Annotated in this window: 7 protein-coding genes and 1 riboswitch; of the genes, 4 read left to right on the top strand and 3 right to left on the bottom strand. The window is 75.7% G+C overall.

The features are described from left to right. Positions 1–51 precede the first annotated feature (51 nt). Positions 52–1,887 carry a PKD domain-containing protein gene (locus BKA21_RS12160; RefSeq protein ID WP_140459366.1) on the bottom strand — a complete coding sequence of 612 codons (1,836 nt, stop codon included), beginning with the start codon at positions 1,885–1,887 and terminating at the stop codon, positions 52–54. A gap of 12 nt (positions 1,888–1,899) precedes the next feature. After that, positions 1,900–1,974, bottom strand: a riboswitch (cyclic di-GMP riboswitch). Between the two features lie 201 nt (positions 1,975–2,175). Here BKA21_RS12160 and BKA21_RS12155 point away from each other — a divergent pair. The 4 genes from BKA21_RS12155 (at position 2,176) to BKA21_RS12140 (ending at position 10,244) form a co-directional block, all read left to right on the top strand. Beyond that, complete coding sequence (locus BKA21_RS12155; RefSeq protein ID WP_170209029.1) at positions 2,176–2,967, top strand: uracil-DNA glycosylase; 792 nt, start codon at positions 2,176–2,178, stop codon at positions 2,965–2,967. A gap of 112 nt (positions 2,968–3,079) precedes the next feature. Next, positions 3,080–5,278: a bifunctional metallophosphatase/5'-nucleotidase gene (locus tag BKA21_RS12150; protein ID WP_140459365.1), complete on the top strand. Its 2,199-nt coding sequence runs from the start codon at positions 3,080–3,082 to the stop codon at positions 5,276–5,278. A gap of 265 nt (positions 5,279–5,543) precedes the next feature. Further along, a complete protein-coding gene (locus tag BKA21_RS12145; RefSeq protein WP_140459364.1) occupies positions 5,544–9,272 on the top strand; it encodes a choice-of-anchor I family protein in 3,729 nt (1,242 codons plus the stop codon). Positions 9,273–9,428: 156 nt separating this feature from the next. Then, positions 9,429–10,244, top strand: coding sequence for a DUF4184 family protein (locus tag BKA21_RS12140; RefSeq protein ID WP_239072832.1), 816 nt, complete (start codon positions 9,429–9,431; stop codon positions 10,242–10,244). 33 nt (positions 10,245–10,277) lie between these two features. Here the strand turns inward: BKA21_RS12140 and BKA21_RS12135 are convergent, their stop codons facing one another. Next, positions 10,278–10,928, bottom strand: a complete 651-nt coding sequence (locus BKA21_RS12135) for an SDR family oxidoreductase (protein WP_140459362.1) — start codon at positions 10,926–10,928, stop codon at positions 10,278–10,280. Continuing rightward, on the bottom strand, positions 10,928–11,821 hold the full coding sequence (locus BKA21_RS12130; protein WP_140459361.1) for an SDR family oxidoreductase: 894 nt from the start codon (positions 11,819–11,821) through the stop codon (positions 10,928–10,930). The genes BKA21_RS12135 and BKA21_RS12130 overlap by 1 nt, the downstream gene beginning before the upstream one ends. Positions 11,822–11,901: the final 80 nt, after the last annotated feature.

The raw sequence follows: 11,901 nt of genomic DNA, 5'->3' as shown, positions 1-11,901 counted from the left end.
GCCGTCGCCGCCGGCCCGGGGTGCGGGCGGGCGGCGACGACGCGTCGGCCGTCAGGACGTGGTGCGGAAGGTCTGCACGGGGCCGTAGGTGGTGCCGTGGGCGTTCTGGGCGACCACGCGGTAGTAGTGCGTGGTCGCCGCCGCGAGCCCGCTGACGGGCGCCGTGGTCGACAGGTCGTACCCGACGGCGGCTATCGTGACGGCCGCGGTCCTCCTGCCGAGCGCGGACGTCGTGCCGTGCTCGAACCACACGGTGCTCGCGGCGTGCCGGGTGTTGACGTTGGCGCCGAGGGTCGTGGTGGTGCGGGTGGTGCCCGACGCCCAGGACTTCGCCGTCGTGGGCCTGCCCGCGGTGCTGAAGCTCGTGGTCCGCACGGTGCTGCCCGCGGCGGTCGTGGCGGTGACCCGGACCTGGTAGGTCGTCGACGGCGTCAGGCCGGTGGCCCTGCCCACGACCGTGGCCGCCCAGGTCACGGCGGGCACCGAGGACGTCGTGCTGGTGCCGTAGGAGGTGGTGGTGCCCCACTCGAACCGCGTGCTGCCGGCCAGGCCGTTCGGGTTGACCCACGCGGTCAGGTCGCTGCTCGTCGTGGTGATGGCCTTGGCGGACGTGGACAGCGTGGGCAGGGCGACCGCGCTGATGCTGACGGTGTCGACCGCGGTGAGGCCGCGCGCGTCCGTCACGGTGAGCCGGGCCGTGCGGGTGCCGGCCGTGGCGTAGGTGTGGGTCAGGTCGGACGGCGGCGTGCCGGTGCCGGTGCGTGCCGCGGAGCCGTCGCCGGGCTCGAACCGCCACGACGCGACGCCGGTGCCGGTCGGGGACAGGGACCCGGCGCTGCGGGACACGTCGAAGCCCACCGCGAGCGGGGCGGCGCCGTGCACGGTCGAGGGCTGCAGCCACGCGCTGGGCACGCCGTGCGCGGCCGGCATGGTGGCGGCGTCCTTGAACCCGCTCATCGAGGTCGCGCTGGAGTCGACCCACCACGGGCAGGTCCCGTGCTGCTGGAAGTACACGACGGCCTTGATCTCGGGCCAGGAGGCGAGGGTCTGCATGGACTCGCGCATCCACGTGGCCTTGCGCGACGGGTCGGCGGGGTCCTCCGACGAGCCCCACTCGGCGAGCATCAGCGGCTTGCCGCGGGCCCGCCCGAACTCGCGGAACGGTCCGGCGATCTCCGCCATCGGCCGCCACGCGGCGGGCACGTGCGACGCGCAGCCGAACCAGTTGTAGGCGTCCAGCCCCAGCCAGTCGACGACGTCGTCGCCGGGGTAGAACTCGGCCGCCGTCGGCCCCGAGGTCGTCCTGATGAACACGGTCGGCGTGACGATCCACGTCCAGACCACGTTGGTCACGCCCTGCGCGCGGAACGTCTCGACGTAGTGCCGCCACGCGGCCCGGAACTCGGCGCCGGTGCCGTGGGCGGGCGCGTAGTCGGGCTCGTGGTGGAACGTCAGGAAGACGGGGACGCCGAGCGACCGGATCCCGGCGGCCTGGCTGCGGATGCGGGCGTCGTGGTCGCCGCGCGCGACCGACGCCCACGAGAGCCGTGATCCGTCGCGCAGCCGCGGCTCGATCGACAGCACGGGCGTGCGGCCCTCGGCCAGGCCGGCCTGCACGATCGGCGGCGGCATGGTGTCGTCCCACAGGCTGTACGTGCGCTGCAGGTCGAGACGACGGTCGATCTTCTGCTCGAACCCGGCGTAGGCGGCCTCGACGGTGGGCTCGGACCGCTTGGCGACGAACGCGCCGAACAGCATCCCCTCGTCGGGCGCCACGTCCGGCGGGCCGGCGGCCGACGCCCCCGTGGGGGTCAGCAGGACCGCGGCGAGCGCCACGGCGACGCCGGTGGTGAACAGCTTCCGGACATGCGTGCGCGCAGCGTGCATGACGCCCCCTCGTTCGGCAGCCTGGCTGACCACGTGGGTCCCATGGCTTTGCGGCCCCGCCTCGCGACGGGTGTGCCTTGTCGTGATCGCGGACCACGGTAGGAACCGCACGACGGTGGGGCAAGGGACCGGGGCGCTCCCGCGATCTCGACGATTCGGTCATCCGCGCCGACGTCCCAGCGTGGGGCGCCGCGACGCAGCACGGGTTTCACCCGCGAAACACCCGTCCCGGGACGACATGGACGTGCGCCCAGTGGTAAACGGGCGGCCGTCGGGGAAGATGCCGGGGTGACCGGACGAGGATCCCCGCACGACGCCGCGCCGCACGACGCGTCCTCCGTGGCCCGTGCAGCTGCCGCGTGCGGCGACGTCGCCGCCCTCGACGCCGCCGTGACCGGCTGCCGCGCGTGCCCGCGCCTGGTGGCGTGGCGCGAGGACGTCGCCGCGCACCCGCGGGCCGCGTTCCGCGGGCAGGAGTACTGGGGCCGTCCCGTGCCGGGCTTCGGCGACCCGGCCGCCGGGGTGCTCGTCGTCGGGCTCGCGCCGGCCGCGCACGGGGCCAACCGCACCGGACGCATGTTCACCGGCGACCGGTCCGGCGACTTCCTGTTCGCCGCCCTGCACCGGGTCGGCCTGGCGTCGCAGCCCACCTCGGTCGCCCGCGACGACGGCCTGGAGCTGCACGGCGTGCGCGTGACCGCACCGGTGCGCTGCGCGCCGCCCGCCAACGCCCCGACGCCCGCGGAGCGCCGCACGTGCGGGCCGTGGCTGGACCGCGAGCTCGCGCTGGTGGCGCCGCGGGTGGTCGTCGTCCTCGGCGGGTTCGGCTGGCAGGCCGTCCTGGCGACCCTCGCCGAGCAGGGCTGGGCGGTGCCGCGCCCGCGGCCGCCGTTCGCGCACGGCACGGAGGTGACGCTGCGCAGGTCAGGCGCGCCCGACGCGCTGACGCTGCTCGGGTGCTTCCACGTCAGCCAGCAGAACACGTTCACCGGGCGGCTGACCCCGCCCATGCTCGACGCGGTGCTGCGGCGGGCGCAGGCGATCGCCCGGACGGGTGGGGACGCCGACCCGGAAGAGTGACCCCGGCGGCGTTCACACGCCCGTATCCTCCCGGTCTGTCCCTCGTCACACCCCACCCCTAGCGTCCGTGGGTCTCGCCGGACGTGCCGGCACCCCTGAAGGAAGGACCACCGTGGCCGCACCGCGCCCGCAGGAGCCTCGCGCCCGACTGACCAGGACGGTCACGTCGTGCGTGCTCGCCGCCGCCCTGTTCCCGACCGCGCTCGTCCCGGCCGTCGCGGCCCCCGTGCCGGCCGCCCCGGCCGACGGCACGGTCGAGCTGCAGATGCTGGGCGTGAACGACGTGCACGGCCGCCTCGAGCCCGACCTGCGCAACGGTGTCGCGGGCCTGCCCGTGCTGGCCGGTGCGGTCGCACAGCTGCGGGCCGAGAACCCCGCGACGGTGCTGGTCTCCGCCGGCGACAACATCGGCGCGTCCACGTTCACGTCGTTCATCGCGCAGGACTCCCCCACGATCGACGCGTTCAACGCCGCGGGCCTGGCGGTCTCGGCGGCCGGCAACCACGAGTTCGACCGCGGGTTCGCCGACCTCGCCGGCCGCGTCGCCGACGAGGCGGACTTCCCGGTGCTCGGCGCGAACGTGTACGCGGAGGGCACGCAGGACCCCGTCCTGCCGGAGTCCTGGGTCACGACCGTCGAGGGCGTCACGATCGGCTTCGTCGGCGTCGTCACCGCGCAGACGCCGTCGCTGGTGTCGCCCGCGGGCATCGCGGACCTGGACTTCGGGGACCCCGTCGAGGCGCTGGACCGGGTGTCGGCGGACCTCGCCGACGAGGTCGACGTCGTCGTGGGCCTGGTGCACGAGGGTGCCGAGACGACGTCGTGCGCGCAGATCGGCGCGGCGGACGACGCGTTCGGGCGGGTCGTGCGCGAGACGTCCGCCGACGTCGACGTGATCTTCTCCGGCCACACGCACCTGGGCTACGCGTGCGCGTTCGACGTCGCGGGCTCGGACGTGCAGCGCCCGGTCGTGCAGGGCGGGCAGTACGGCTCGCACCTGGCCCGGGTCCGGCTGACCTGGGACACCGCCGCCGAGGAGGTCGTCGCGGTCGCGACGGACCTGCTGCCGACCGTCGTCGGCGGGGTCGCGGCCTACCCGGCGGACCCCGCGGTGCAGGCGGTCGTCACCGCCGCGACGGCCGCCGCGGCCGAGGCCGGTGCGGTCGAGGTCGGCACCGCCACCGGCGCGATCCGCCGCGCCTACGTCGACGGCGTCGAGGACCGGGGCTCCGAGTCGAGCCTCGGCAGCCTCGTCGCGGACTCCCAGCGCTGGGCGACCAGCCGCGACAACCCCGCCTACGGGGGCGCCGAGACCGACCTGGCGTTCACCAACCCCGGCGGCCTGCGCGCCGACCTGCCGGCCGGCACGCTCACCTACCGCGACGTGGCCAACGTCCAGCCCTTCGCCAACACGCTCGTGGTGCTCGAGATGACCGGCTCGCAGGTGCGCCAGGCGCTCGAGGAGCAGTGGCAGCCCGCCGGGTCGACGCGCCCCAAGCTGTACCTGGGCGTCTCCGGCAACCTCGCGTACACGTACCTGGAGGAGGCCGAGCGCGGCGCGCACGTCACGTCCGTGACGGTCGACGGCGAGCCGCTGGACCCCGCGGCCACGTACCGCGTGGCGGTCAACTCGTTCCTCGCGTCCGGCGGCGACGGCTTCTCCGCGTTCGCGCAGGCCGCGGCGCGGGCGGACTCCGGGCAGATCGACCTCGAGGCCGTCGTGTCCTACGTCGAGGCGCACAGCCCGGTCACCCCGCCGGTGCTGGGGCGCTCGGTCGTCGGCACCGGCTCCGAGCCGACCCCCGTGCCGACCACGCCGGCCCCGACCCCGACGCCCACGCCCACGGCGGGGCCGACCACGCCGGCCCCGAGCCCGTCCGTCACCGCCACGCCGACGCCTGCGCCGACCACCGGAGCGGGCTGGGTGCGGGTCGACCTCCGGACCGAGCAGGTGCGCGTCGGCGGTGTGCTGCGGGCGACCCTCACGGGCCTGGAGCCCGGGCAGCGCGTCACCGCCACCGTGCACTCCACGCCCGTGGAGATCGGCACGTTCACGGCCGACGCGGACGGCGAGATCGTCGTCGCGTGGACCGTGCCGTCGTCGCTGCCCGTCGGTGAGCACCGCCTGGTGCTGACGTCCGACGGCATGGACCCGGTCGAGGTGGAGTTCGAGGTGCTCGCCGCGACGAGCGAGGCGCTGGCCGCGACGGGCGCGACGCTCGCGTCCGCGCTGCTCGTGGCGCTGGCTCTGCTGGGCGCCGGCGCCGGCGTGCTGCACCTGCGCCGCCGCGCGGCGGGCCGCACCGCCTGACGCACCCTCGACGGCCCGGTCCCCGCGCGGGGCCGGGCCGTCGGCGTCCCTGGCCCCGGGCCCGGACTCGCCCCCGGGAGCGGGCCTCGGACCCCGTGGGCGGCGGGACACCAGGTCACCCGGACGGGCGATCTCCACCACGGGCCCGCACGCAGGCCATCGGGCGTTCACCTGCCCGACCCGTCCCGGTCCCTCCCGCTTCGTGACCCGCACCTAGCGTCCTCGCGTCCGCCGGACCGGCGGCCCCCTGCGAGGAAGGACCTCCGTGAGCGACCAGCGCCCCGCGCACCCGTCACGCTCCCGACGCCTCACCGCCACGCTGGCGACGACAGCCCTGGCCGCCGCGACCCTGGTCACTGGTGCGCTGGTCGCGCCCGCCACCGCGTCGGTGGTCGCCGAGCCGGTGCGGCACGCCGCCGACGACGCGGCCGTGCGCCTGACCCCGGTCGGCTCCTACGCGACCGGCCTGTTCGACCAGGCGTCCGCCGAGATCGTCGTGCACCACGCGGCGACGCAGCGCCTGCTGGTGGTCAACGCCGAGTCCGGGCAGGTCGACGTGCTCGACGCGTCCGACCCCACGGCCCCGACGAAGGTCGGCACGATCGCGGTGGCCGGTGTCGTCGACGCCGAGGGCACGACGATCCCGGCGGGCGCTGCGGTGAACTCCGTCGCGGTGCGCGCGGACGGCCTCGTCGCGGTCGCCGTGGAGCACGCGACCAAGACGGAGCGCGGCTGGGTGGCGTTCGTCGACGCGGCGACGCTCGACGTGCTGGGCGCCGTGCGCGCCGGTGCGCTGCCCGACAAGGTGTCGATCTCCCCCGACGGCGCGTGGGCGGTCAGCGCCGACGAGGGCGAGCCCGCGGACGACTACTCCACCGACCCGGCGGGCTCCGTGACGGTCGTGGCGCTGCCGGGAACCGTCACGGCCCCCGGGCAGGACGCGGTCCGCACGGCGGGCTTCGAGGCGTACGACGCGGACGGCGCGCTGCCCGAGGGCGTGCGCGTCTTCGGGCCCGTCGGCCCGGGGTACCCCCCGGTGCTGCCGTCGCTGAACCTGGAGCCCGAGTACGTCGAGGTCGTCGGCGGCACCGCCTACGTCACGCTGCAGGAGGCGGACGCGATCGCGACGGTCGACCTGGCGTCGGCCACGGTCACGGACCTGTGGGCGCTGGGCACGCAGGACCACGGCGACGTCGCGCTCGACCCGTCGGACCGCGACGGGAGCGTCGCGCTGCGCACGTTCGAGGGCCTGCGGGGCATGTACCAGCCCGACGCGATCACGTCCTACGAGGCCGGCGGGGCCACGTACCTCGTCACCGCGAACGAGGGCGACGTGCGCGAGTGGGGCGACTACGTGGAGTCCGCGCGGGTCAAGGACCTCGGGAAGAACGGGCTCGCGCCGCTGTGCGACCCGCTCACCGGCCTGAAGGGCGACGCGGACCTGGGCCGCCTCAACGTCTCGACGGCGTCGGGCCTGTCGGAGGACGGCTCCTGCTACGCCGAGCTGCACGCGTTCGGGTCGCGGTCGTTCTCGATCTGGTCGACCGACGGCACGCAGGTGTACGACTCGGGGTCCTCGTTCGAGGAGGTCACGGCCGCGGCCGCGCCCGGGGCGTTCAACTCGAACCACACGGCCACGAACCTCGAGGGCCGCAGCGACGACAAGGGCCCCGAGCCGGAGGCCGTCGCGGTCGGCGAGGTCGGCGGGCGCACGTACGCGTTCGTCGGGTTCGAGCGCGTGGGCGGCGTCGCGGTCTACGACGTCACCGACCCGACCGACGTGGCCTACGTCAGCTACGTCAACAACCGCGACCTGTCGGTGTCCGTCGAGGACGGCGGCGACCTGGCCGCCGCGGGCGACCTGGGGCCGGAGTCGATCGCGTTCATCGCCGCCGAGGACTCCTCGACGGGTTCGCCGATGATCGCCGTCGGCAACGAGGTGTCCGGCACCACCACGCTCTTCGCCGTCGGGACCGACGACACCGTCGAGCTGCAGCTGCTGGGCATCAACGACTTCCACGGGCGGATCGAGGCCGGGTCCGGCGGGGTCGCCGGTGCGGCGGTGCTGGCCGGGGCCGTCGACGAGCTCCGCGCGCAGAACCCCGCGACGGTCTTCGTCTCCGCCGGCGACAACGTGGGGGCGTCGACGTTCACGTCCTTCATCGCGCAGGACCAGCCGACGATCGACGCGCTGAACGCCGCGGGCCTGGAGGTCACGGCGGTGGGCAACCACGAGCTCGACGCGGGCTTCGACGACCTGACGGACCGGATCGTGCCGGCCTCGGACTACCCGCACCTGGGTGCCAACGTCTACCGCGCCGGGACGGACGAGCCGGCGCTGCCCGAGTACGAGGTCGTCGAGCGCGACGGGGTGCGGATCGGGTTCGTCGGCGTGGTCACCGAGCAGACGGCGACGCTCGTCTCCCCCGCGGGCATCGCGGGCATCACGTTCGGCGACCCCGTCGAGGCCCTCGACCGGGTCGCGGCACGCCTGCACGCCGAGGACCTGGCGGACGTCGTCGTGGCGCTCGTGCACGACGGGGCCGAGTCGAGCACGTGCGAGGACGTCGAGGCCGCGGACGACGCGTTCGGCCGGCTCGTGCGCGAGACCTCGGCCGACGTCGACGCGATCTTCTCCGGCCACACGCACCGCGCCTACGCGTGCACGTTCGACGTCGAGGGCTCCGACGTGCCCCGTCCCGTCGTGCAGGGCGGCCAGTACGGCACGCACCTGGCGCAGGTCGGCCTCACGTGGGACGCGGACGCGGGCGAGCTCGTCGCGGCGTCGGCGGACGTGCTGCCGCTGGTCGTCGACGGCGCCCCCGCCTACCCGGCCGACCCCGACGTGCAGGCGGTCGTGGACGCGGCCGTCGCCGCCGCCGAGGAGGCCGGGTCCGTCGAGGTCGGCTCGATCACGGCCGACATCACCCGGGCCACGACGGCCGACGGATCCGAGGACCGAGGCGCGGAGTCGTCGCTGGGCAACCTCGTCGCGGACGTCCAGCTGTGGGCGACCAGCGCGGACAACCCCGCCTACGGCGGCGAGCCCGCGGACGTCGCCGTGATGAACCCGGGCGGGCTGCGCGCCGACCTGCGCTACGGCGAGGACGGCACCCTGACCTACCGGGACGTCGCGGCGGTCCAGCCGTTCGCGAACACCCTGGTGGTCGCCGAGCTCACGGGCGCCCAGCTCGTCGACGTGCTCGAGGAGCAGTGGCAGCCCGACGGCGCGACGCGCCCGAAGCTGCACCTCGGCGTCTCGGCGAACCTGCGGTACGAGTACGTCGTGGACGCCCCGCGCGGCGAGCACGTCGTCTCCGTCGAGGTCGACGGCGCGCCCGTCGACCCGGACGCCAACTACCGGGTGGCGGTGAACTCGTTCCTCGCCTCCGGCGGCGACGCGTTCTCCACCTTCACGCGGGCCGCGTCGCGCACCGACTCCGGGCAGGTCGACCTCGCGGCGACGGTCGCCTACGTGCAGGCGCACAGCCCGGTCGAGCCGGCGTCCACCGGGCGCGCGGTGGTCACGGTCGGCGGCGACGACGACGGCAGCCCCACGCCGTCGCCCACGCCCGTACCGACCGCGCCGGACGCCGGGGCGGGCTGGGTCACGATCGACCTCGGTGCGGTCGAGGTGCGTCGCGGCCGCGAGCTGCGTGCGGACCTCACGGGCCTCGAGCCCGGGCAGCGCGTCACCGTCACGGCCCGCTCGACGCCGACCGTGATCGGCACGTTCACCGCGGACGCCGACGGGCAGGTGCTGGTGCGCTGGCGCGTGCCGGCGGACTTCCCGCTGGGCGAGCACACGCTCGAGGTGACGTCGCAGGGTCTCGACCCGGCCTCGGCGACGTTCGAGGTGCTGGCCGCGTCCGGCCCGGGCGGCTCGCTCGCGTCGACCGGTGCGACCGTGCTGGTCGCGCTGCTCGTCGCGCTCGGCCTGCTGGGTGCCGGCGGCGGCATCCTCTGGTGGCGCCGCCGCGCGGCGGCCGCCTGACGGCACCCGCACCACGGACGGCCCGGCCCCCGCACCCGCGGGGCCGGGCCGTCCGTCCGCTGCGCCCGGCCGACGGCGACGGGAGGACCCGGAGGACGGACCAGTCCGACCACGGGAGGACGCGGTGGTGCGCGGCGCTCGTCGATGATCCTCGGCGTGCCCTTCACGCTCGCCCATCCCGCCGCGGTGCTGCCGCTCGTCCGCGGCCCGCTCGTCCCCGCCGCCCTGGTCGCGGGCAGCCTGAGCCCCGACGTCCCGTACTTCGTGCCCGCGCCCCGGTACGCGGGCGCCTGGTACGAGCCGTTCGTCAACGCGACGACGACCCACGCGTGGCCGGGGGCCCTGACGGTCGCCGTGCCCACGGCCGTGGTGCTGCTCGCCCTGTGGTGGGTCGTGCGGGCGCCGCTCGCCGACCTGCTGGTCCCGCGCGCAGACGTCGCTCCGGGCGGTGGCCGGCACGGTGCGGGACCTCGGCGGGTCGCGGAGCAGGCCGGGTGGGTGGTGGTGTCGCTGGTCGTCGGCGTCCTGACCCACGTCGTGTGGGACTCCTTCACCCACGGCGACGGCGTCGTCGTGCAGCACGTCGCCTGGCTGCGCGAGCCGCTGGTCGGGGACGTGCCCGCGGGCCGGGTCCTGCAGCATGTCAGCACCGTCGTCGGCCTCGTGGTCCTGGCCGCCTGGGCCGCGCGGCGCACGGCCACGTGGCACGCCGCGGGCGGGCGCCCCGCCTCTCGGGGGGTGGTCGTCGCCGGTGCGCTCGCGCTGATCGGCGCGGGCGCCGGCACCGTCGCGGCCGTCGCGGCGCACGACCCGGGCGCAGGCGTGGAGCACGCCCTGGCCGCCGCCGCGAAGGGGGGCGGGGCGGCCGTCGCCGTCGCCGTGCTGCTCGGTGCCGTCGCCTGGCACGTGCACCGTGCGGCCACGCGCGCGACCGCGCGGCCGGTCCCCGCCGACGGCCCCTCGGCGCCCTGAGGTCGCGGGCACCGAGGGGCGGTGGCCCGCTCGTCAGAGCGCGGCGATCGCCTCGTCGACCCGGAGGTGCCCGCCGACCAGCTCGACCTGACGGCCGACGGTGGACGGCTCGGCGAGGACGGCGGCCAGCACGAGGGCCACGTCGGCCCGTGGGACGTCGCCGGGCTCGACCTTCTCCGCGAGCGCGACGCGGGCCGTGCCGGGGTCGTCGGTGAGGCGACCCGGCCGCACGATCGTCCAGTCGAGGCCGCTGGCGCGCAGGTAGCGGTCGGCGTCGCGCTTGGCCGTGACGTACGCCGCCCAGACCTCGCCCGCGTCGGGGCCGACGGGCTCGTCGACGCCGATGGCGCTGACCTGCACGAACCGCTGCACCCCGGCGCGGCGGGCGCCGTCGACGGACTTCGTCGACCCCTCGAGGTCCACGGTCCGCTTGCGGGCCACGTCCCCGTCCGGGCCCGCTCCCGCCGCGAACACGACCGCGTCCGCACCGGCGAGAGCGGCGGCGAACCCGTCGACGTCGGCCGACTCCAGGTCGAGGATCGCGGGCGTCGCACCGGCCAGGGCCAGCTCGTCGGCGTGCTCCTGGCGCCGGACCAGGGGCACCACGGTGTCGCCGCGCGCGAGCAGCAGCGGCAGCAGGTGCCGGGCGATCTGGCCGTGCCCTCCGACGATCGCGACGCGCATCAGGCCGTCTTCCCGCCGGTGACGAGGATCCGGTCCCCGGTGACGTAGCTCGACTCCTGGGAGGCGAGGAACACGTACGCGGGTGCGAGCTCGGCGGGCTGGCCGGCGCGGCCCATCGGGGTGTCGGCGCCGAACTGGTCGACCTTCTCCGCGTCCATCGTCGCCGGGATCAGCGGCGTCCAGATCGGCCCCGGGCACACCGCGTTGACGCGGATGCCGTCGTCGGCGAGCTGGGCGGCCAGGCCCTTCGTGAAGTTGAGGATCGCCGCCTTGGTGGACGCGTAGTCCAGCAGCCCGGGGCTGGGGTCGAACGCCTGGATGGAGCTGGTGTTGATGATCGCCGAGCCCGCGCCCAGGTGCTTGAGGGCCGCGCGGGTGATCCAGAACATCGCGTACACGTTGGTCTTGAGCACGCGGTCGAGCTGCTCGGTGGTGATGTCGGCCAGGCCCCCGGGCTGCGCCATCTGGTACGCGGCGTTGTTGACCAGCACGTCCAGGCCGCCGAGGCCCTCGACGGCGCGCTCGACGAGCTCGCCGCAGAACGCCTCGTCGCGGATGTCGCCGGGCAGCAGCACCGCGGTGCGGCGGGCCTCGTGCACCCAGCGGGCCGTCTCGCGCGCGTCGTCCTCCTCCTCGGGCAGGTAGCTGATCGCGATGTCGGCGCCCTCGCGCGCGAACGCGATCGCGACCGCCCGCCCGATGCCGGAGTCGCCCCCGGTGATCAGCACCTTGCGGCCGTCGAGCCGCCCCGAGCCGCGGTAGCTGAACTCGCCGTGGTCCGGCTGGGTGTCCATGTCGTCGGTGCGTCCGGGGTGCTCGATCTGCTCGCCCGACTGGGCCTCGGGACCGGGGTGCTGCGTGGTCGGGTCCTGGGGTGTCGTCTGATCGCTCATGCCTCCCATCGTGCGTGCCCCTCCTCCCTCCGGCATCTGGGCGCCCACCGGCCCGCCACCGCGCCGCCCCTGCACCCATC

Source organism: Cellulomonas oligotrophica (genome assembly GCF_013409875.1).
In the GTDB taxonomy this organism is placed as follows: Bacteria; Actinomycetota; Actinomycetes; order Actinomycetales; family Cellulomonadaceae; genus Cellulomonas; species Cellulomonas oligotrophica.
Note: the sequence above shows the minus strand (reverse complement) of the source record. Positions and strands in the feature narration are given on the sequence as shown.